At 70.2% G+C, this 20,892-nt stretch carries 21 protein-coding genes and 1 pseudogene; 14 read left to right on the top strand and 8 right to left on the bottom strand.

Annotation, left to right across the window (positions count from 1 at the left end):
* Nucleotides 1-2 precede the first annotated feature (2 nt).
* Nucleotides 3-770: an alpha/beta fold hydrolase gene (locus DLJ59_RS18230; RefSeq protein ID WP_124773841.1), complete on the top strand. Its 768-nt coding sequence runs from the start codon at nucleotides 3-5 to the stop codon at nucleotides 768-770.
* A 398-nt stretch (nucleotides 771-1,168) separates the two neighbouring features.
* On the top strand, nucleotides 1,169-3,022 hold the full coding sequence (locus DLJ59_RS18225; protein WP_124773840.1) for an adenylyl cyclase: 1,854 nt from the start codon (nucleotides 1,169-1,171) through the stop codon (nucleotides 3,020-3,022).
* Here the strand turns inward: DLJ59_RS18225 and DLJ59_RS18220 are convergent.
* Nucleotides 2,946-3,338 (bottom strand): hypothetical protein, encoded by a 393-nt coding sequence (locus DLJ59_RS18220; protein ID WP_124773839.1) that lies wholly within the window; start codon nucleotides 3,336-3,338, stop codon nucleotides 2,946-2,948. The genes DLJ59_RS18225 and DLJ59_RS18220 overlap by 77 nt on opposite strands.
* Nucleotides 3,339-3,584: 246 nt before the next feature.
* On the opposite strand from DLJ59_RS18220, the gene DLJ59_RS18215 reads away from it, so the two are divergent.
* The 3 genes from DLJ59_RS18215 (at nucleotide 3,585) to DLJ59_RS18205 (ending at nucleotide 7,731) form a co-directional block, all read left to right on the top strand.
* Nucleotides 3,585-4,625 (top strand): GDP-mannose 4,6-dehydratase, encoded by a 1,041-nt coding sequence (locus DLJ59_RS18215; RefSeq protein WP_158630860.1) that lies wholly within the window; start codon nucleotides 3,585-3,587, stop codon nucleotides 4,623-4,625.
* A gap of 95 nt (nucleotides 4,626-4,720) precedes the next feature.
* Nucleotides 4,721-7,138, top strand: coding sequence for a glycoside hydrolase family 99 protein (locus DLJ59_RS18210; RefSeq protein WP_244236096.1), 2,418 nt, complete (start codon nucleotides 4,721-4,723; stop codon nucleotides 7,136-7,138).
* Between the two features lie 197 nt (nucleotides 7,139-7,335).
* Nucleotides 7,336-7,731, top strand: coding sequence for a hypothetical protein (locus DLJ59_RS18205; protein ID WP_124773837.1), 396 nt, complete (start codon nucleotides 7,336-7,338; stop codon nucleotides 7,729-7,731).
* Nucleotides 7,732-7,908: 177 nt separating this feature from the next.
* On the opposite strand, the gene DLJ59_RS18200 is transcribed toward DLJ59_RS18205, so the two are convergent.
* The 3 genes from DLJ59_RS18200 to DLJ59_RS18190 are packed head-to-tail and all read right to left on the bottom strand — an operon-like array spanning nucleotide 7,909 to nucleotide 9,655.
* Complete coding sequence (locus DLJ59_RS18200) at nucleotides 7,909-8,445, bottom strand: NUDIX domain-containing protein (RefSeq protein ID WP_158630859.1); 537 nt, start codon at nucleotides 8,443-8,445, stop codon at nucleotides 7,909-7,911.
* A gap of 40 nt (nucleotides 8,446-8,485) precedes the next feature.
* A complete protein-coding gene (locus tag DLJ59_RS18195; RefSeq protein ID WP_124773835.1) occupies nucleotides 8,486-9,418 on the bottom strand; it encodes an NsdA family TPR-like regulatory protein in 933 nt (310 codons plus the stop codon).
* Between the two features lie 18 nt (nucleotides 9,419-9,436).
* On the bottom strand, nucleotides 9,437-9,655 hold the full coding sequence (locus tag DLJ59_RS18190; protein ID WP_124773834.1) for a hypothetical protein: 219 nt from the start codon (nucleotides 9,653-9,655) through the stop codon (nucleotides 9,437-9,439).
* 228 nt (nucleotides 9,656-9,883) lie between these two features.
* Between DLJ59_RS18190 and DLJ59_RS37510 the strand changes: the two genes are divergently transcribed.
* Both DLJ59_RS37510 and DLJ59_RS18180 read left to right on the top strand, forming a co-directional pair.
* Nucleotides 9,884-10,120, top strand: a complete 237-nt coding sequence (locus tag DLJ59_RS37510; RefSeq protein WP_244236095.1) for a hypothetical protein — start codon at nucleotides 9,884-9,886, stop codon at nucleotides 10,118-10,120.
* 211 nt (nucleotides 10,121-10,331) lie between these two features.
* Nucleotides 10,332-11,528, top strand: coding sequence for an epoxide hydrolase family protein (locus DLJ59_RS18180; RefSeq protein WP_244236094.1), 1,197 nt, complete (start codon nucleotides 10,332-10,334; stop codon nucleotides 11,526-11,528).
* Between the two features lie 3 nt (nucleotides 11,529-11,531).
* Here DLJ59_RS18180 and DLJ59_RS18175 read toward each other — a convergent pair.
* Nucleotides 11,532-12,399, bottom strand: a pseudogene (locus tag DLJ59_RS18175) (metallophosphoesterase family protein).
* 139 nt (nucleotides 12,400-12,538) lie between these two features.
* Here DLJ59_RS18175 and DLJ59_RS18170 point away from each other — a divergent pair.
* Complete coding sequence (locus DLJ59_RS18170) at nucleotides 12,539-13,390, top strand: alpha/beta fold hydrolase (protein ID WP_124773832.1); 852 nt, start codon at nucleotides 12,539-12,541, stop codon at nucleotides 13,388-13,390.
* Nucleotides 13,391-13,479: 89 nt separating this feature from the next.
* Here the strand turns inward: DLJ59_RS18170 and DLJ59_RS18165 are convergent, their stop codons facing one another.
* From DLJ59_RS18165 to DLJ59_RS18155, 3 genes are read right to left on the bottom strand one after another with little or no spacing between them, the layout of a single operon-like run.
* Nucleotides 13,480-14,496, bottom strand: a complete 1,017-nt coding sequence (locus DLJ59_RS18165; RefSeq protein WP_124773831.1) for a methyltransferase — start codon at nucleotides 14,494-14,496, stop codon at nucleotides 13,480-13,482.
* Between the two features lie 42 nt (nucleotides 14,497-14,538).
* Entirely contained in the window at nucleotides 14,539-15,084 is a 546-nt protein-coding gene (locus DLJ59_RS18160; protein ID WP_244236093.1) for a GNAT family N-acetyltransferase, read from the bottom strand.
* A 38-nt stretch (nucleotides 15,085-15,122) separates the two neighbouring features.
* The gene (locus DLJ59_RS18155) at nucleotides 15,123-15,533 is read right to left on the bottom strand and encodes a hypothetical protein (RefSeq protein WP_124773830.1); all 411 of its coding nucleotides are present in this window, start codon (nucleotides 15,531-15,533) and stop codon (nucleotides 15,123-15,125) included.
* A gap of 319 nt (nucleotides 15,534-15,852) precedes the next feature.
* Between DLJ59_RS18155 and DLJ59_RS18150 the strand changes: the two genes are divergently transcribed.
* Genes DLJ59_RS18150 through DLJ59_RS18125 form a run of 6 tightly spaced genes read left to right on the top strand, consistent with a single transcriptional unit; the run spans nucleotide 15,853 to nucleotide 20,409 of the window.
* Nucleotides 15,853-16,155 (top strand): urease subunit gamma, encoded by a 303-nt coding sequence (locus tag DLJ59_RS18150; protein WP_124773844.1) that lies wholly within the window; start codon nucleotides 15,853-15,855, stop codon nucleotides 16,153-16,155.
* Nucleotides 16,152-16,499, top strand: coding sequence for an urease subunit beta (locus tag DLJ59_RS18145; RefSeq protein WP_124773829.1), 348 nt, complete (start codon nucleotides 16,152-16,154; stop codon nucleotides 16,497-16,499). The genes DLJ59_RS18150 and DLJ59_RS18145 overlap by 4 nt, the downstream gene beginning before the upstream one ends.
* Complete coding sequence (locus DLJ59_RS18140) at nucleotides 16,496-18,199, top strand: urease subunit alpha (RefSeq protein WP_124773828.1); 1,704 nt, start codon at nucleotides 16,496-16,498, stop codon at nucleotides 18,197-18,199. Before DLJ59_RS18145 ends, DLJ59_RS18140 begins: the two co-directional genes overlap by 4 nt.
* Nucleotides 18,199-18,921, top strand: coding sequence for an urease accessory protein UreF (locus DLJ59_RS18135; protein WP_124773827.1), 723 nt, complete (start codon nucleotides 18,199-18,201; stop codon nucleotides 18,919-18,921). The genes DLJ59_RS18140 and DLJ59_RS18135 overlap by 1 nt, the downstream gene beginning before the upstream one ends.
* A complete protein-coding gene (gene ureG / locus DLJ59_RS18130; protein ID WP_124773826.1) occupies nucleotides 18,911-19,693 on the top strand; it encodes an urease accessory protein UreG in 783 nt (260 codons plus the stop codon). The genes DLJ59_RS18135 and ureG overlap by 11 nt, the downstream gene beginning before the upstream one ends.
* The gene (locus DLJ59_RS18125) at nucleotides 19,693-20,409 is read left to right on the top strand and encodes an urease accessory protein UreD (protein WP_124773825.1); all 717 of its coding nucleotides are present in this window, start codon (nucleotides 19,693-19,695) and stop codon (nucleotides 20,407-20,409) included. The genes ureG and DLJ59_RS18125 overlap by 1 nt, the downstream gene beginning before the upstream one ends.
* Nucleotides 20,410-20,892 lie beyond the last annotated feature (483 nt).

Raw genomic sequence — 20,892 nt, 5'->3', positions numbered from 1 at the left:
GCATGGACATCTACCACGAGACGCACGGCAATGGTGAGGGTCGCCCGCTGGTGCTGATCCACGGCGCGCTCTCCGGCATCGGTACGTCGTTCGGCACGATCCTGCCGTCGCTGGCGAGGAACCGGCGGGTGATCGCCGTGGAGTTGCAGGCCCACGGGCGCACACCTGACGTGGACCGCCCACTGACCGTGGAGCACTTCGCCGCGGACGTGGTCGAGTTGCTCGACCGGTTGGGCGTCAGGCGGGCGGACGTGTACGGCTGGAGCATGGGCGCGGCGGTCGCGCTGCGCCTCGGCACCCACCACGCCGACCGGGTGGGCCGGCTGGTGCTCGCCTCGGTGAGCTTCGACGAGGACGGCCTGCACCCCGGGCTGCTAGACGGGATCCAGGACCTGCAACCGGAGCACCTGCACGGTTCGGAGTTCCACGAGGAGTACCTGCGGACCGCGCCGGACCCGGCGGGTTGGGCCACTCTGGTCACCAAGATGAAGGTCCTCGACGCGAAACTGCCGTGCTGGACGCCCGAACAGATCCGCGCGCTGGCCGCACCCACCATGATCGTGCTGGCCGACGCGGACATCGTCCAACCCGAACACGCGGTGCGGATGTTCCGGCTGCTCGGCGGCGCGGTGCCCGGCGACCTGACCGGCCTGCCGGCCTGCCGGCTGGCCATCCTGCCCGGCACCACGCACACCACGATCCCGCAGCGCGCCGACTGGCTGGCCCCGATGATCGACGAGTTCCTGACCGAGGACGGGCCGGAAGCATAGTCCGCGTCGGTGGCCTGTTGACCGGGTTGGTGGACGCCGTGGTGATCGCCGGCTCCGAGATGGGTTACGAGGACCTAGCGCCCCTTCCCGTGATCCTTGAAGAAGCCGGCGGGAGAGCGACCGACCTTCGCGGCGACCCCTCCTCGTCGGGAACGGAACCGCGCTGTTCAGTACCGGCCGCCACCACCAGGCCCTGTTGGACATGCTTGCGCCGGTGCTGCCCGACTGAGCGTCGGCGTGAGCCCGGCCCGTGCCATGGCGCGCGGCCGGTTCACCGGGTAGAAACATGTCGACCCCTTCGCCGTGACCCCACTGTCGGCCACGGGGCTCAGAGAGCGCTCTCACACCACCCCAGCTGTGTCGGCCGAACGGTCCGGCCAGCGGAGAGGACGAACCACATGACAGGCCCGTCCCGACGTACCCTCACCCTTGCTCTGCTGGTGACCGCCGCGATCACCATGACCAGCACCGCCGCCACCGCCGGTCGCCCGACCCACGGCGCGCCCGACTTCGGCCCGAACGTGACGATCTTCGACCCGTCCATGCCGGTCGCCGAGATCCAGCAGACCCTCGACGCCGCGCACGCCCGGCAGGTCGACAACGAGATGGGCACCGAGCGGCACGCCTACCTGTTCAAGCCGGGCACGTACGGCACGGCCGCGCAGCCGTTGCAGGCCAAGGTCGGCTACTACACCGAGGTGTCCGGCCTGGGCGCCTCGCCCACCGACGTCACCATTGACGGCAAACTTGAGGTCTACAACCGCTGCCTCGCCGACGGCGGCACCGGCAACTGCCTCGCGCTGGTGAACTTCTGGCGCACCCTGTCCAACCTCTCGCTCACCATCAACGCGGCCGGCCAGGACGACTGCCGGTCGACGGCGAACTTCTGGGCGGTCTCGCAGGCGGTGTCGATGCGCCGGCTGAACATCGGCGGCGGCGGTCTGTCGCTGATGGACTACTGCACCGCCGGCCCGCAGTACGCCAGCGGTGGCTTCATCGCCGACTCGCGGCTGCCGGCCACCACCAACGGCTCGCAGCAGCAGTGGCTGACCCGCAACAGCGAGGTCGCGAGCTGGTCAAACGCGGTGTGGAACCAGGTCTTCGCGGGAGTCGAGGGCGCGCCGGACGACGCGACCTTCCCCGACCCGCCGTACACCACCCTGGAGACCACCCCGGTCAGCCGGGAGAAGCCCTACCTCTTCGTCGACGGCAAGGGTCGCTACCAGGTGCGGGTGCCCGCCGCGCAGCGCGACAGCAGGGGCGTCTCCTGGGCCGACGGCATCACGCCGGGACGGACCATCGGGATCGGTGACTTCTTCATCGCCAAGCCGTCCGACTCGGTCCACGTCATCAACAGCCAGTTGGCGCGCGGCAAGCACCTGCTGCTCACCCCCGGCACCTACGACATTGCCCGCAGCATCGAGGTTCGGCGCCCGAACACCGTCGTGCTCGGAATCGGGCACGCCACGCTCACCGCCGTGAACGGCGCGATCCCGCTGGACGTGGCCGGTGTGCCCGGCGTGATCATCGCCGGTGTCACAATCGACGCCGGCACCGTCGAATCGCCGGTCCTCCTGCGGGTCGGACGCCAGCACGGCCACAACGCGAGCAGCCCGCACAACCCGACCACGCTCTCCGACGTGTACTTCCGGGTCGGCGGCCCGCACATCGGACGGACCAACACCGCGCTGGAGGTCAACAGCGACAACGTGCTCATCGACCACACCTGGGTCTGGCGCGGCGATCACGGCGTCGAGGGCTTCACCGAGGGCGTCAACGGTGACACCGACCGCTGGCGGACCAACACCGGTCGCTACGGCGCCATCATCAACGGCGACCACGTGACCGCTACCGGGCTGTTCGTCGAGCACTTCCAGCGCTACAACACGGTCTGGAACGGCGAGCACGGCACCACGGTCCTCTACCAGAACGAGCTGCCGTACGACCCGCCGACGCAGGCCGACTGGATGAACGGACCGGTCGAGGGTTGGGCCGGGTACAAGGTCGCTGACCGGGTGCGTCACCACACCCTGTACGGCGGCGGGGTGTACGTCTTCAACCAGAACAACCCGTCGATCCACACCGAGAACGGCTTCGAGGTCCCGAATCGGCCGGGGGTGCGGCTGCACCACATCATGACCGTCAACCTCAACGCCGGCACGATCGACCATGTGGTCAACGGTGTCGGTGACGCGGCGGACATGACCAAGGTCGGCGCTCCGGTCTACCTGACCCGGTACCCGACCCCGTAGCGGGGATCGGTTGTAGCGACGGTGTCGGAGCCGATGTCGGCTCCGGCACCGTCTCGACCCTCAGCCAGTGGCGCACGGCCAGCGCGGCGCCGCCAGCGGCCAGCAGCAGCAGCTTCACCGCGATGAAGCCGCGCATGTCACCGCCGCTGAGCAGGGCGCCGCCGATGATGCCGACCGGCAGTACGGCCCAGGGCCAGAGCAGGAACGCGCCGGTGCACAGCACGGTGATGGCGGCGATCAGGCCGACCGGCCCGGGTAGCAGGCTGACCACTGTCACCACACCGCCCAGCCCGGCGCCGGCGAGCAGCACTCTCATCGTGGCGCCGTCATCCTTCTCTCCGTGAGGTGCTCCCCGGGCAGGTCGGCGAGCACACCTCGGGAGCAAATTACTAGCGACGCAGGTCGAATAGGGCCGAATTGGCTAAAAGGCAACTTACGGTGTCGAAACTCTCATATCCACATGGGGCATTGGGCTAAGTGTCCGTTTGGTGGTCCTTGGGTGGGTTACCGTCGGCCGGTTACTGCTGCGGGCCGACCGTTCCGTCGTTCCAAGGAGTTCCCAATGGACCTACCCGTTACCGCTGTCGGTGTCGACCCGCCGACGGACCTGTTGCCCCGGCGCGTTCTGGTGACCGGAGGCGCCGGCTTCATCGGCAGCCACGTGGTCGCCCGGCTGATGCTGATGGGCAGCGAGGTCCGGGTGCTGGACAACTTCTCCACCGGCCGGATCGACAACCTGGCCGACGCCGCATGCGGCGGGTTGACCGGGGAGGACGTCATCTCGGGTGACATCCGTGCGTCGGAGGGTGTCGAGGTCATCCGTCAGTGGCAGCCGGACGTGGTGGTGCACCTCGCCGCACAGCCGAGCGTTCCCATGGCCCGTCGTTCACCGCTGTACGACGCCGACGTGAACGTGTTCGGCACCGTCAACGTGCTGGACGCCTGCGCTCGTAGCGGCGTACGGCTGCTGATCAACGCGGCCAGCAGCGAGATCTACGGCAGCGTCGCCGCGAACGAGTTGCCGGTTTGCGAGGACCATCCGATCGCCCCGGTGAGCCCGTACGGCGTCAGCAAGGCCGTCGGCGTGCACTACCTCGACTGGTACGCGCGTCAGCACGGCCTGTCGTACACCTCGATGGTGTTGGGGAATGTCTACGGGCCCCGGCAGGAGGGCGGCGACTGCGGCGTGGTGTCCCTGATGGTCGATGCGCTGCTCGGGGAACAGCAGGCGGTCATCCACGGCGACGGTACGCAGACCCGGGACTTCGTCTACGTCGACGATGTCGCCGAGGCGATCGCGCTCGCCTGTCACCACAACGGGGTGGGTACGGTCAACATCGGCTCGGGTCGGCAGACGAGCGTCAACGAGGTGTACGACACGGTCCGGGAGGCGTCCGGCGTCGACGGCGCGGCCTCTTACGAGCCGCTGCCGTGGCCGGGTGAGGTGCGCAACATGGCGCTGGACACCCGCAAGGCGCGCGAGCTGCTTGGGTGGTACCCCAAAATCGGCTTCACCGAGGGCGTGCGGATGACGGTGCGCGACGCCCGCCGCCGCCAAGCCGGCAGCCAGATCCTGTCCCCGGCGTGGGCGCTCAGCCACTGACAGTCCAGCGCATAATTCCCGTCGCCTGATCGGGAATTTCATCGATCAGTCTAACTCTTGCGGGGCGGTATCCATTACTGCCACGATGGCCGTCAATGCCTTCCGTCGAAGAAGGAGTGGTCGTCATGGCGGTGTCCCGCCGCAGGTTCGTCACATCGGTGCTGGCCGGGTCCGCCCTCGCCACCGCCTCCACCACCGAACTGCTCACCACAGTGGCCAGCCCCGCGCACGCCGCCAGTCCTCCCGGAGACGTGGTCGGCAAGGTGACGGTCGGCTACCAGGGCTGGTTCAGCGCCCCCGGCGACGGTGCGCCGATCGGCGGATGGTGGCACTGGAGCCGCGAGCGGTTCCAGCCACCCTCACCCGCCAACACCACAATCGTGTCCTGGCCGGACATGCGCGAATACACGCGCAGCTATCCCACCGCGTACCCCAACCTGGGCAACGGCTCGCAGGCCACCCTCTTCTCCTCGTTCGACCAGCAGACGGTGGACACCCACTTCCGCTGGATGCAGGAGTACGGCTGCGACACCGCCGCGCTGCAACGGTTCAACCCGATGGGCGACGAGGGCCCGACCCGCGACGCGATGGCGCAGAAGGTGCGCTCCGCAGCCGAGCGGTACAGCCGCAAGTTCTACATCATGTACGACGTCACCGACTGGTTGAGCTTCCAGTCGGAGATCAAGACCGACTGGACGACGAAGATGGCGGCGCACACCGCGTCGTCCGCGTACGCCCGACAGAACGGCAAACCGGTCGTCTGCATCTGGGGATTCGGGTTCAGCGAGCCCAGCCGACCCTTCACCCCCGGGCCCTGCCTGGAGGTCATCAACTGGTTCAAGGCGCAGGGCTGCTACGTCATCGGCGGCGTGCCCACCTGGTGGCGGCAGGGCATCGAGGACTCCCGCCCCGGCTTCCTCGACGTCTACCACGCGTTCCACGCGATCTCACCGTGGATGGTCTACCGGGCCAGGACCGTGGAGGAGCTGGACTCCTACTACAACAACGTCAACGTCGGCGACATGGCCGACTGCGCGGCGCGCGGCATCGACTATCTGCCCTGCGTGATGCCCGGCGACCTCGCCGGTGGGCACCGCAAGCACGGCGACTTCTACTGGCGGCACATCTACAACATGGTCCGGCTCGGCTCCCAGGGCCTGTACGTGTCCATGTTCGACGAGTACAACGAGGGCAACCAGATCGCCAAGACGTCCGAGACGCAGGCCACCACCCCGGCCGGCGCGAACATCCGGGCCCTGGACGAGGACGGCGTGGCCTGCTCCGCCGACTACTACCTGCGGATCACCGCCGACGGCGGCCGGATGCTCAAGGGACAACTGGCCCTCACCGCCGTGCGGCCCACGCCACCGATGGTCGGCGACCCACCCTCGACCGGCGGCAACCTGGCCGCCGGTCGACCGACCTCCGCCAGCAGCCAGGGCGGCGGGTTCCCGGCGTCGAACGCGGTGGACTCGAACGCCGGTAGCTACTGGGAGAGCGGTGGTGGCTCCTTCCCTCACTGGTGGCAGGTCGACCTCGGCGCCAACCACCAGGTCAACAAACTCGTGCTGCGGCTCCCCACCGGCTGGGGCGCGCGCACCCAGACCATCACCGTGCAGGGCGGCATCGACGGCAGCTCCTTCGCCACCATCACCGGGGCCTCCGCGTTCACCTTCGACCCGGAAACCGGCAACACCGTCACCCGCACGCTGCCGACCACCACGGCCCGCCACGTCCGCCTCAGCATCAGCGGCAACACCGGCTGGCCGGCCGCGCAACTCGCCCAGGTCGAGGTGTACGCGGGCAGCACCGCCCCGGACAACCCACCGACCGCGCTGAGTGGCCTCGCGGTGACCGGCAAGACGTCGACGAGCGTGTCCCTGGCGTGGACGGCCTCCACCGACGACACCGGCGTGACCGGTTACCAGGTACGCCAGGGCGGCAATGTCGTCGCCACAGTTACGGGCACCACGGCGACAGTGAGTGGGCTCAGCCCGTCCACCGCGTACACCTTCACCGTCACCGCCCGCGACGCCGCCGGTAACGCCTCCAGCGCGTCCAACGCGGTCACCGCCACCACCGACGCGGCGGCCAACTCGGACCTAGCCCGGGGTCGACCGACGTCGGAGAGCGGCCACGTCCAGAGCTACGGGTCGGGCAACGTGGTCGACGGTGACCCGAACACCTACTGGGAGAGCGCCAACAACGCGTTCCCGCAGTGGGTGCAGGTCGACCTGGGTTCCTCGCGCACGGTCGGGCGGGTGGTGCTGAAGCTGCCGCCGTCATCGGCGTGGGGGAGTCGGACGCAGACTCTCTCCGTGCAGGGGAGCGTCGACGGGGGCAGCTTCGGCACGCTGGTCGGATCGGCGGGGCGGACCTTCGACCCGTCGACGGGTAACCAGGTGACGCTCACGTTCACCGCCGCGCAGGCGCGCTACGTGCGGATCACCGTCACCGGCAACACCGGCTGGCCGGCCGGACAACTGTCGACGCTGGAGGTCTACGCCAGCTGAGCGCGGCGTGGGCGGCCGCCGGACGCCGACCGGCGGCCGCCCACAGCGTCGAACGGGCGCAAACCAGCGCCTCGCCAAGGCCCTCGTCCTTCTGGCCCGGTCAGCTCCAAGGGGGCGTGGTCGACGGCAGACGAGATGGCAAGAGCGTGCCGCTCGCCTTCCGTCCTATGGTCAGCCGGCATGGCAGTATCTCGGCCGTGACCGAAGCCGAGCAGGTTCCGCATCGCGATGATCGTGCGTGGCCGCGTAGAGCGGCGCCACTCTCCCTAGTCGTTGGCCTGGCCGCGATCACGTTCGGAGTCGCACTAACCGCAAGCTCTGCGCAGGCCCTTACATCGGCGCTGTGTCTGCTTGCGGGCCTGCTGATCGGATCGTCATTGATAGTCGTCGGGATAAGGCGATGGCTTTCCGGCAAAGGCATTCCGGCAGTGCTCGGTATCAGTTCGACAGTCGTTGCCGTGGCCGCCTGGATCTTCTTCAGAGTGACCGGCATGACTGGTGGGGGAGGCGCACTCTTTGCTGGACTCGTGGGCGGCCTTCTTCTCGGCAACGTCTGGGCCATCCAGGCTGCGAGGGCGAACCGCCTACGGTGATGGCGTGGCTGACACAACGTCCAAGCATGCTCAGAAGCCAAGTTTCCCGCGCCGATCAGATACCGCCGAGGATTGACGATGAGAGCTATCGGCGTCGAACATGGGCCAGCTCAGATCCTTGATCAGCTCTTTGAGCTGGTGGGCTAGGGACGACTCGACCTGCACGCCCGGATTGGTTCACGCAGTCTGCGACCGAGGCCCTGCTTCGTGTTCTGCTGCGTCAATGGACGACGGCGGAACGACCGAGCCGCCAGCAAGGTACAGCGGAGCGTGTAGGCCACGAGCGGTCATCGCCGCACGAACTCGTGGGGCGACGTTGCCGGGAAGATGCTGCTCGGCCTCTTGAGGCGAGAAGAAGGCGGCGTCCTCCAACTCCTCTCCTGGCAGGTCGAAACCATCGACGTTGGCGATGGACCCGCAGTCGAACATGAAGCTGACAATCGCCCGTGGCCGCTGTCCGACGGATGGCGCCCAGTCCACAACGAGCAGGTCACTCACTGCCACAGACATCCCCAACTCCTCTCGGATCTCACGGGAGCAGGCGTCGTGTGGGTATTCGCCCTCGTCGACATAGCCGCCGGGGAAGGCCCAGTGGTCGCGGTACGTCGGCTTGACGAGCAGCACGTTGCCGGCCGGGTCGGTGATGAAGGCCGCGGCGGCGGTGTAGAAGGAAGCCAGGTTGGCGTACCACGTGGCGGGCTCCGTCCAGGTCACCTGGGTGACGCTAGCGGAAGGGTCCAGGTGGGCTCTCGCGCTATGCGGCTGTCGGCAGGGTCGCGAGGCTGTGCAGGACCTCGTTGACCTGGGGCGACGCCTGCTGAGGGCTGAGTGTCGAAGTCAGTTCGCGGACGCGCTGTTGAACACGCGCCGAATGGATGCCTGAAGCGTGCCGTGCCAACTTCCGACCCCATTCGCAGGCGGCGTCGGTGTCCCCAGCGCGTGCATGAGTCACGGCGACGAGAGCAGTGTGTAGGGCACGCGTCCGGGTGTTCTCGCTGGCGGGGGTGAGAGCGACGGTCGCGTGGTCAAGGGCCTGCGAATACAGCTGTAGGTCGCCCAGGCACCTTAGTGCGGCTCCGGCGAGGTGGGCAGGGCTGAAGTAGGTGACCCAGCGTGGGCCGGGGACTGCGTCTGCGCGGTCGAGAGCGCGCTCGGCTCTGGCGAGCGCGAGTTGGCAGCCGCGTCGCTCGCCTGACTGCCCGTACGCGGTGGCCGCGGTGGCGTGTAGCCGAGCGAGCACGGCGGCCGGCGCGCGTCCTGCCCCGTCGATGGCCGCTTCGGCGAGCCGGGCCGCGTCCCGGGAGTGGCCCAGGTGCACGGCCTGAGTAGCGAGGTTGGCCAGCAGGTGAGCGCCGTAGAGGCGGTCGTCGGCGGCCTTGGCGAGCCGCAAGGCGACGGTCACGTGTTGTTGGGCAGTGGCATGGTCGCCCGCGTCGTACGACATGAAGGCGAGTTGTCCGCACAGTGTCGCGGCTGCGCGCATGAGGTCGCGTCCCACGGCGTCGGTGTAGGTGCCGTGCAGCATGAGGGTGACCTGGCGTACGAGGAAGTCGGCCATGAGGGAACGGGTGCGCCGAGAGCCGCTGCCGTGACGTCGATCCAGATCGGTGAAGTGGTCCGCCAGCGCGTACAGCGACTGGACGTCGGTGGAGGTGACTTGCTGTCGGCCGCTCCTGCTGACGGTCACGTCGCTCGGGTCATACCGTCAACCGAGTGCCGCCTGTAGGGCTTTGCCGCTGTCGAACGGCCCGCTGACCTCAGAGCTGAGGTGCTTGGCGAGCCTCGTCCAGATCTGCTCGGCGGTATCGATCGCGCCGTCAACGGACGCGGGGTAGGCGCACGTTCCGACGCTGTCGGCCGCACCGAAGCCCAGCTCGGTGACGGCGACGGAGCGACCGAGCCTGCGGGTTAGCGTCTCGGCCATGGCCGCCTGGACGTTCTCGCCTGCTGCTGGGTGCGGCGAGCACCGCCGCGCCGACGAGCTGATCGATCGGGCCGCGGGCGTCGCCGCGAACCTTCGGGGGTACGACGACACACAGCGCACCAGCTTCGGGCCGGTCGTCGTTGAGTTGGCGCGGGTGCTCGTAGCGGCGCAACGGGGTGACGCCGATGAGGCGCTACGAAGGCACTCGACAGTGGTGCGGCGGGAGGGGTGGCGCGGCTGCCGGCCGAGTATCGAGGCGCCTATCTGGTCGACGTCGCGCGGACGTACCTGCAACTGGGTGACCTACGCGGGGCGGCACGCGCCCTGGTCGACGCGGACAGCGTCGCGGCGGCCGAGGTTCGGTGCCGGCCGTTGGCGCGTACCGTCATCGCCGACGTCGCCCGCGCGCAGCCGGTGCCGGCCGGCGTGGCGCGACTGGCGACGTTGGTCGGCCTGACCCGCTGACGGGCGAGAGTCGGCGCGGGTCGTGGATGCTGCCAGTCGCGGGTAGCCGACCCCATCGTGGTGGCCCACCGGTTGATCACGGGTGCGACGCGGAGACGCGTCGACGATTCGCGTTTCGGCCCGGGTGGCGTCGGCCCGCTGTGAGACTGGGCGAGTGCCGGCACCGTCGGTGCATCGGCCCTGGCCGACTCGACTTGGCGAGGTGATGAAGATGCCCAACGACAACGAGATTCGTCCCTTCCGGCTCGACACCCCGGAGGACACGATCGCCGACCTGCGCCGCCGGATCGCGGCTACCCGCTGGCCCACCCGCGAGTTGGTCACCGATCGCTCGCAGGGGGTGCAGTTGGCGACGATCCAGGAGCTGGCCCGGTACTGGATGACCGATTACGACTGGCGTACGTGCGAGACGAAACTGAATTCGCTGCCGCAGTACACGACGAACATCGACGGCGTCGAGATTCACTTCATCCACGTACGGTCGCAGCACGAGAGTGCCCTGCCCCTGATCATGACGCACGGCTGGCCGGGCTCGGTCGTCGAGCTGCTCGGAGCCGTCGGGCCGCTGACCGACCCGACGGCGCACGGCGGCACGCCCGAGGACGCGTTCCACCTGGTGTTGCCGTCGTTGCCGGGCTACGGCTTCTCCGGCGAGCCGACCGAGCCTGGCTGGAATTCCGCGCGGATGGCACAGGCGTGGGCGAAACTCATGGACCGCCTCGGGTACGCGCGTTACGTCGCGCAGGGTGGCGACGTCGGCGCCGCCGTCACCGACGCCATGGGGCGTCAAGCACCCGATGGGCTGCTCGGCATCCACGTGAACCTGATCGCCGGGGCGATCGGCATCAAGGACAAGTTGCCGGCGAAAACCGAGCAGGAACGCGCCGCGCTGGACGCGCTCAACCTGTTCGCCAAGGACGGCTTCGGCTACTTCCTGGAGCAGTCCACCCGGCCGCAGACGATCGGCTATTCGCTGCTGGACTCGCCTGTCGGGTTGGCGGCCTGGATGCTCGACCACGACACGGACAGCTACTACAAGATCTCCCGAGCGTTTCTCGACAATGAGTCGGCCGGCGGTCTCACCCGGGACAGCATCCTCGACAACATCACGCTGTACTGGTTGACGGGTACCGGCGCTTCGTCCGCCCGGTGGTACTGGGAGCAGGGACGGTTTCAAGCCGCGGCCCAGGCGGCCGGTCAGGCTCCGCCACCGGTAACGGTTCCGGTTGGCTTCACCACGTTTCCGGGCGAGATCTGGCCCGCGCCGCGTAGCTGGGCCGAGGCGGTCTACCCCGGCATCGCGTACTTCAACGAGGCTGATCGCGGCGGGCACTTCGCGGCGTGGGAGGAGCCGGAACTCTTCTCCGCCGAGGTGCGTGCCGCGTTCCAGCCGTTGCGGACACCCTGACGCTCACCCGTTCACGGATGAGCGCTGGCGCAGGTCGTCGGCCGGGTTGATGGTGCGCACCGGGTCGGGCACCGGCCCCCGTCGTTGCCACTCGCGGGGGTAGCCGAGGGAGACCTCCTCGAAGCGCACCCCGTCGTGGAACGTGGTGCGGGGAATGTGCAGGTGCCCGTAGACCACGGTGGCTGCGTCGAAGCGCAGGTGCCAGTCGCCGGTGCGGATCGTGCCGCACCACTGGGCGAAGAGCGGGTAGCGCAGGATGTCGGTGGGTTCGCGTACCAGCGGGTAGTGGTTGACCAGTACCGTCGGTAGCGCCGGGTCGCGGTCGGCCAGCCGGCGTTCGGTCTCGACGATCCGGGCCGCGCACCACGCCTCCCGGCTCGGGTACGGGTCGGGGTGCAGCAGCGCCTCGTCGGTGCAGACCACCCCGGCCTCGTACGCCAGGGCCAGCGCCTCCTGTTGGGTGCGCGCCTGGGGCACCCGGAACGTGTAGTCGTAGAGCACGAAGAGCGGGGCGATGGTGGCCGGGCCGCCGTCGCCGTCCCACACCGGGTACGGGTCCTGCGGGGTGAGCACCCCCAGTCGTCGGCACATCCGGACCAGCTCGCGGTAGCGCTCCTCACCGCGCAGGGTGACCGGGTCACCCGGCGGCGTCCACAGCTCGTGGTTGCCCGGTGCCCAGACGACGCGCGCGAACCGGCTGCTCAGCAACGCGAGCGCCCACTCGATGTCGGCGAACCGGTCGGCGACGTCCCCCGGCGACGAGCAGCCAGTCACCGTCGTTGTCGGGGTGCAGTTCCTGCACGAACGCCCGGTTCTGCGGGTGCCCGACGTGCAGGTCGCTGACGGCCCGCAAGCGGGGCGGAAGTTTCACCCCCCGAGGTTAGGACCGTGCGGGCGGCTCAGGGAACCTTTGTCCCGCCGGTCGGGCCGATCTGACGGCCCGCATATCCGTCGACCCGGCGGGAAAGCGCGGGGCGTCCGACAGCCTGAAACCGGAGCAGGAGACAAACATGCCTTTCATTACCGTGGGTACGGAAAACTCCGCGCCCATCGACCTGTACTACGAGGATCACGGTTCCGGTAAGCCGGTGGTGCTGATCCACGGCTTCCCGTTCAACGGCGCGACCTGGGAGAAGGAGACCGCCGCGCTGCTCAACGCCGGATACCGGACGATCACCTACGATCGGCGCGGTAACGGCAACTCCGCCCAGCCGGCGTTCGGGTACGACTACAACACGTTCGCGGCGGACCTGGACGTGTTGATGACCGAGCTGGACCTGAACGAGGTGACCCTGATCGGTCACTCGATGGGCACCGGCGAGGTGGTCCGCTACCTCGGTAACTACGGTTCGCAACGGGTGAGCCGAGCTGTGCTGCTCAGCCCGCTGCAACCGATGCTGGCCAAGGCCAACGACAACCCGGAGGGTGTCGAGCGGAGCCTGTTCAAGGGTTTCCAGGACGCCATCATCAAGGACCGCTTCGCCTATCTGACGTCGTTCTGCGACGCGTTCTTCAACCCGGACCAGAACATGGGCAAGCGGGTCAGCGAAGAGGCGTACCGGGCGCACTGGCAGATCGGTGCGATGGCCTCCGGTAAGGCCACCCACGACAGTGTGGACGCCTGGCAGGAGGACTTCCGCCCGGACCTGCCGAAGATCAACATTCCGGTGTTGATCGTGCAGGGTGACCAGGACCGGGTGCTGCCCTACCCGGTGACCGGCCAGCGGCTCGGGCCGATGATGCCGACCGCCCAGCTCATCACGCTCAAGGGCGCACCGCACGGCATCCCGTGGACCCACGCCGACGAAATCAACAAGGCGGTCCTGGACTTCATGAAGCAGCCGGCCAAGGCGCGCGCCTGACCCGTACCGGTAGCCGATCGGACGCCAGCGCCGTGAGGCGCCGCGACACCCGGACCACGGTGCGCACCGGGGCCGGGTGTCGTCGTCGGTCAGGCCCGGCGGGCCACCACCGCGCCGTTGGCACCGGGAGCGTCGAACGGCACCGTACGCACGTCGACGAACCCCGCGTCGGTGAGCCACGCCGCGTACTCGGCGCCCGAGTAGTTCCGCCCACCCTCGGTCTCGACCAGCATGTTCATCCCCATCAGAGCCGCCTCGGGCGGCCCGGTGCGTTCGTCGTTGAGCAGCAGCTCGCAGACGACGATCGCCCCACCGGGCGGTAACGCCGCGTGGCACCGGGCCAGCAACGCCCGGTTCGTCGGCTCGTCCCAGTCGTGCAGGATCATGCTGAGCAGGATGACGTCGTGGCCCGTCGGCAACGCCGGGTCGGCGAGGAAGTCACCGGCCACCGCGTCGATCCGCCCGGTCAGGCCGGCCTCCGCGATCCGCTCCCGGGCCCGCACGCAGACGTGCGGCAGGTCCAGGACCGTCGCCCGCAACTCGGGCAGGCGTTGGCAGAATTCGATCGGGAACGCGCCGGCGCCGCCACCGACGTCGAGCAGCCGGCGGTGCGCCGAGAAGTCGTACGCCTCGGCCAACGCGCCGGCGGTGAAGCTGGACGTGGAGAACATCGCGTCCCAGAACTGCGCCAGCATCTCCGGGTCGGCGGTGTCGAACATCGACTGTTGGGCCTCCGGGTCCCAGGTCAACGGCCGGTCCGTGCGCAGCGCCTCCCCGATGCGGTGCCAGGGCAGGTAGGTGCGGAGGTCCGAGTAACGGACCTGCGCGCCGAAGTAGTACGGGCGACCCTCGACCAGGAACTGCTCGGCCAACTCGGTGTTGCGGTAACCGGCACCGGACTTCTCCAGCAGACCGAGCGAGGCGCTGGCGGCCAGCAACAGGTCCGCGGGCCGGTCCGGCAGCCCGAACTCGGCGGCAACCTCCTCGACGGTCATCGTCCGCCCACCGGCCAACCGGGTGAACAGGCCGAGTTCGACGCCGGCCGCGAGGGTCTTGAACCCCCACACACCGGCCACCAGACGCATGAGGGGAGTCGGAGTGATCACCGCCACATGAGATCACACCTCACACGTTTCCACGATGGATGGTCACAGGTCCATCGCGTACACCCGGACCTGGCGGCCGGTGTCCGGCTGCACGGTCTCGCGCTCCAGTGACATGCCCAGCTTGACCATCACCCGCGCGGACGCCTCGTTGCCGACGACGTGGATGCTGACCAGCCGCCGCAGGCCGAGCTCGGCACGAGTGTGGGCGACAACGGCCTGGGCCGCCTCGGTGGCCAGGCCCCGACCCCAGTACGCGCGGCCGAGCCGCCAGCCGATCTCCACGGCCGGCATGATCTCGGGCAGGAAGGTCGGCACCGCCAGTCCGGTGAAACCGGCCAGCTCGCCGGTCTCCCTGATCTCCACCGCGTACAGGCCGAAGCCGTGCTCGTCCCAGTGCCGCTGATAGGTGGCGAGACGCTCTGCGGTCGCGGCCCGGTCCAGGGTGCGGCCGTTATGGATGTAGCGCATCACCTCGGGCTGCGCGTTGACCGCGGCGAACCCGTCCAGATCATCGCTTCGCCAGCGGCGCAACAGCAGCCGCTGAGTCGTGAGGGACGTGGCATCGGGGGAGCTTGTCAGGTCAGGCACGTCCCCTTCTAACATGTCGGCGCCCGCGGGGCCATGGGTCATCTCGCGGTGGGTCGGCCGGCGAACCGCCGGCCGACCCGCCGCCCCGCGAGGCTCACCACAGTGCTGCCGCCCGCCATCCCGACCAGCACCAGAATCGCCCCGACCACCCACAGCCCGCTGTCGTCGGTCGACGCGGCCCGCCACGACCAGACGGCCGTGAACGCCACAGTCATCACCGGCGCCACCAGCCACGGGCTGAGCCGCGTCCCGGCGAGCGCGGCCAGCACCACGAGCGTCAGCACACAACCGATCACCTGCCACGGCTCGTACGGGCCGCTGCTCGCGCCGGTCTGCGCGTCGACCGTGTACCGGGTGTCCCAACCCAGCCAGAGAATCCACGCCCCGACCGTGGCCGCCGCCAGGAACAGAACACCGAGCAGTGCGCGGGTACCCCTCGAAGCCGTCATCCGGCGATCATCCCCCGCCTGCCGCGCCACGGGAACACGCCCCGGCGTCCGGCCGCCGAGCGACGTGATCCCCAATGGACTGTTGCCCCGGTCGGTGGCGATCCTCTACGGTCTGCTCAGCGGTGGGCGGTGCGGTCCGCATCCGACCCGACACCGCCGGTTGCCCGTCGTGCGGGCCGGGATGGTGGAGTCCCGGGTCGCCCCGTCGGCGGTGACCCGGCGGTCGTGTGACTCCCAGCTCGTCCCCGGGTCCGCCCGGGGTGGCTCCGCGTGGAGCCGACGGCGAGCCGGGGGCACGCCGACCCACCGGGAGAGCCTCGTGTTCCTCAGCCCGCACGAGCAGGACCGCCTGCTCGTCCACGTCGCGGCCGACGTCGCCCGCGCCCGCCGCCAGCGCGGCCTGCGCCTCAACTACCCCGAAGCCGTCGCGGTGATCACCGCGTTCCTCCTCGAAGGGGCCCGCGACGGGCGGTCGGTGGTCGACCTGATGTCGGCCGGCCGATCGGTACTCGGCCGTGACGACGTCCAGGACGGCATCCCCGAGCTGCTGAGGGAGGTGCAGGTGGAGGCGACGTTCCCGGACGGCACCAAGCTGGTGACGGTGCACCACCCGATCCCGTGATCCCCGGGGAGATCCTGCCGGCGGCCGACCCGGTCGAGATCAACGTGGGTCGTCCGGTGACCACAGTGCTCGTGGTCAACACCGCCGACCGCCCGGTGCAGGTCGGCTCGCACTACCACTTCGCCGAGGCCAACCCGGCGCTGTCGTTCGACCGGGGCGCGGCCTGGGGGCAACGACTCGCCGTTCCGGCGGGCACCTCCGTCCGGTTCGAACCGGGCATCAGCCGCAGCGTCGACCTGGTCCCGCTCGGCGGCGCACGCGTCGTGCCGGGTCTGCGCGGAGAGTGCGCGGGACCGTTGGACCCATCCCCGCACACGCCCACTGTCGACAGATCGCCGCGGTGAGCGCCGTGCGGCGCGACCGCTACATCGACCTGTACGGGCCGACGACCGGTGACCGGATCCGGTTGGCCGACACGAACCTGCTGATCGAGGTGGAGACCGACCACTGCGTGGGCGGGGACGAGGCGGTCTTCGGCGGCGGGAAGGTGATCCGCGAGTCGATGGGGCAGTCCCGGGCCACCCGCGCCGAGGGGGCACTGGACACCGTCATCACCGGCGCGGTGGTGCTCGACCACTGGGGTGTGGTCAAGGCCGACGTGGGGCTGCGCGACGGGCGCATCGTGGCGCTCGGCCGGGCCGGCAACCCGGACACCATGCCCGGTGTCCACCCCGACCTGGTCATCGGCCCGTCGACCGAGGTGATCGCGGGCAACGGTCGCATCCTCACCGCCGGGGCGGTCGACACCCACGTCCATTTCATCTGCCCGCAGATCGTCACCGAGGCGCTGGCCAGTGGCATCACCACGCTGGTCGGTGGCGGCACCGGGCCGGCCGAGGGGACCCGCGCGACCACTGTCACCCCGAACGCCTGGCACCTGGCCCGGATGCACGAGGCGCTGGACACGATGCCGGTCAACGTGCTGCTGCTCGGCAAGGGCAACACCGTCTCCAGCGAGGCGCTGTGGGAACAGCTGCGGGCCGGCGCGGGCGGTTTCAAGCTGCACGAGGACTGGGGCACCACGCCGGCGGCGATCGACGCGTGCCTGCGGGTGGCCGACGCGTCCGGGGTGCAGGTGTCGATCCACACCGACACGCTCAACGAGGCCGGGTTCGTCGCCGACACCCTGCGGGCGATCGGTGGGCGGGCCATCCACTCGTACCACACCGAGGGCGCCGGTGGTGGGCACGCGCCGGACATCATCACCGTGGCCAGCGAACCGAACGTGTTGCCGTCGTCGACCAACCCGACCCGGCCGTACACCGCCAACACCCTGGCCGAGCACCTGGACATGTTGATGGTCTGCCACCATCTCAACCCGTCCGTGCCGGAGGACCTGGCCTTCGCCGAGAGCCGGATCCGGCCGTCCACGATGGCCGCCGAGGACCTGCTGCACGACCTCGGCGCGATCTCGATCATCGGCTCCGACGCGCAGGCGATGGGCCGGGTCGGCGAGGTGATCACGCGGACCTGGCAGAGCGCGCACGTGATGAAGGACCGGGTCGGCGCGCTGCCGGGTGACGGGGCCGCCGACAACCACCGGGTCCGGCGGTACGTGGCGAAGTACACCATCTGCGCGGCGATGGCCAACGGGCTGGAACGGGAGATCGGCTCGGTCGAGGCGGGCAAGCTCGCCGACCTGGTGCTCTGGGACCCGGCGTTCTTCGGCGTCCGACCGCACCTGGTACTCAAGGGCGGCATGATCGCGTACGCCCAGATGGGTGACGCCAACGCCTCGATCCCGACACCCCAGCCGATGCTGCCCCGGCCGATGTTCGGGGCGTACGGCGCGGCGGCGGCAGCGACCAGCCTGGCCTTCGTGGCCCCGGCGGCCCTGGACGCCGGGCTCCGCCTGGACGTGCGACGCCGGGTGGTACCGGTGAGCGACGTGCGGTCACGGGGCAAGGCCGACCTGCCGGAGAACAACGCGATGCCGCGCATCGAGGTGGACCCGGACACCTTCACGGTGCGGATCGACGGGCAGGTGGTGGAGCCGGACCCGGTGACCCGGCTGCCGATGGCCCAGCGGTACTTCCTGTTCTGATGGCGACGCCGAGCCTGCTGTTGCTGTTGGCCGACGGGCGTTTCCCGGCCGGGGCGCACGCGCATTCCGGTGGCCTGGAGGCGGCCGTCGCCGCCGGCCGGGTCACCGACCTGCCCACGTTGGAGGCGTTCCTGGCCGGACGGTTGGCCACCGCCGGTCTGGTCGGCGCGGCGTTCGCGGCGGCCGCCCACCGGGCGGCGGCGCTGGCTGAGCCCTGCGTCCGGTCGGCGGCGCTGACTGAACCGGCCGTCCGGTCGGCGGCGCTGGCCCGGCTCGACGCGGAGCTGGACGCGCGTACCGCCGCCCCGGCGCTGCGGGCGGTGTCGCGCCGGCAGGGGCGGGCGCTGCTGCGTGCCGGCCGGGCCATCTGGCCGGACGCCCCGTTCGCCGACCTGCCGGCAACGCCCGGTGGCGCACACCAACCGCTGGTGCTCGGGCTGCTCTGCGCCGCGGCCGGGCTGTCCCGCCTGGAGACCGCCACGATCGCGGCGTACGGGACGGTCACCGGGGCGGCCAGCGCCGGCGTACGTCTGCTCGGCCTCGACCCGTACCGGGTCCAGGCCCTGCTGGTCGGCCTGGCCGACGCCTGCGACGGCACGGCTGCCGAGGCGGCGCGGGCCGCCGACGACCCACCGGAGCGGCTGCCGGCCGCCGCCGCTCCACTCGCCGACATCCATGCCGAAATCCATGCCACCTGGGAGGTGCGTCTCTTTGCGTCCTGACACCGTTGAGCCGAGCGCTGTGCCCGCCGTCGAACCGACCACGCCGCCGGTCACCCCACCCCACGACGAAACCGTTCCGCACACCCATCCGGAGCCGGGGGTGGACCCTCACCCGCCGTTGGGGCGCGCCGGCCGTGCCCTGCGGGTCGGCATCGGCGGCCCGGTCGGGTCCGGCAAGACGGCCCTGGTGGCGGCGCTCTGCCGTGCCTTCGCCGACGAGTTGCGGCTTGGTGTGGTGACCAACGACATCTACACGACCGAGGACGCCGACTTCCTCCGGCGGGCTGGAGTGCTGGACCCGGCCCGGATCCGCGCGGTGGAGACCGGCTGTTGCCCGCACACGGCGATCCGCGACGACATCGGCGCCAATCTGGACGCCATCGACGAACTGGCCGAGGCGGTCGGCCCGTTGGACCTGGTCCTCGTGGAGAGCGGCGGGGACAACCTGACAGCGACCTTCAGTCGGGGGCTGGTCGACCGGCAGATCTTCGTGGTCGACGTGGCGGGTGGGGACAAGGTGCCCCGCAAGGGCGGGCCAGGGGTCACCGCGGCCGACCTTCTGGTGATCAACAAGACTGACCTGGCACCGATGGTGGGTGCCGACCTCGCCGTCATGGATCGTGACGCGCGGGCCCGGCGCGGCGACCTCCCGACCCTCTTCCTGTCCATCGTGGGAGACCCCACGGCAACGTCGGTAGCAGACTGGATCCGGCACGAGTTGGCCCACCACGCCGCCCTGCACCCGCTCGCCGCGCCGGTCGGCCCGGCCTGATGCGGGCGCGCGCCCGGCTGGTCGCCCGGGCCGACGGTCGGGGCGGTACGGCTCTGGTCGAGCTGCGTGGCGAAACGCCGTTGCTGCTGCGCCAGACCCCGACCGACGGGGGTGTCGCCACGGTGCACCTCGTCGGCGGGGCGGCCGGGCCGCTCGCCGGGGACGATCTGCGCCTGGAGATCGAGGTGGGTCCGGGCGCGGCGGTCCGGGTGCACAGCGTCGCCGCGTCGATCGTCCTGCCGGGTCGCGCGGGTGCCGTGTCCCGGATGGCGGTGCGGGCGGTGGTGCACGCCGGTGCCACGCTGCACTGGCTTCCGGAACAGTTGGTCGCGGTGGCCGGCTGCGCCCACCTCGCCGAGTCCCGGATCGAGCTGGCCGCCGGCGCGAATTTGCGCTGGCGCGACGAGCTGATCTGCGGCCGGTACGGCGAGACGCCCGGCGGCGCCGTGGTGCACACCCAGGTCGACTACGCGGGCCGACCACTGCTGCGCCAGTCCCTTGCGGTGGGGCCGCACGCGCCGGGCTGGGCCGGCCCGGCGGTCCTCGGCGGTGCCCCGGCCACCGGGTCGCTGCTGGTGGTCGACCCGTCGCGACCCGCCGAACATCCTGCGGCCGAGGGCAGCGTCGCCCGGTTACCGCTGGCCGGCGGCCTGGCAACACTGTGGACGGCAACCGCTTCCGACGCGCACACCCTGCGCGCCCACCTGACGGTCTAAGAAGCCGCAACCGGGCCGCCTGCTGGTCTGGGCGGTCCTGCTGGCCCTGGCGGTCCTGCTGGCCCTGGCGGTCCTGCCGCGATGCCGTCTTGGCCTGCGCGACGCCGCCATGGCCCGTGTCCCCCGCGGCGGCCGAGCGGGGATCGGCCTCGGCCGCCGAGACCGTTCCCGAGGCCAGGTTAATGCAGAGCACGACGGTGCCGGCCGGCGGACACTCGAGAGAGCGTGATGTCTGTGAGTCATCACGATGACTCACAGACATCACGCTCTCTGCCGTGTGGAGTGGGTGGCCGGGCCGCGCTCAAGGCCGCAAGCCCGAACGCTCCGCAAGCCCGAACGCTCCGCAAGCCCGAACGTCCGCAAGCCCGAACGTCCGCATGCTCGATCGCCCGCCTGCTCGATCGCCCGGAAGCCCGGAAGCCGGGAAGCCCGGAGCCCGGAGCCGGAGCCCGGAGCCGGAGCCCGGAGCGGGGCGGGGGGCGG

It is taken from the genome of Micromonospora inaquosa, assembly GCF_003857055.1.
Lineage (GTDB): Bacteria > Actinomycetota > Actinomycetes > Mycobacteriales > Micromonosporaceae > Micromonospora > Micromonospora inaquosa.
Note: the sequence above shows the minus strand (reverse complement) of the source record. Positions and strands in the feature narration are given on the sequence as shown.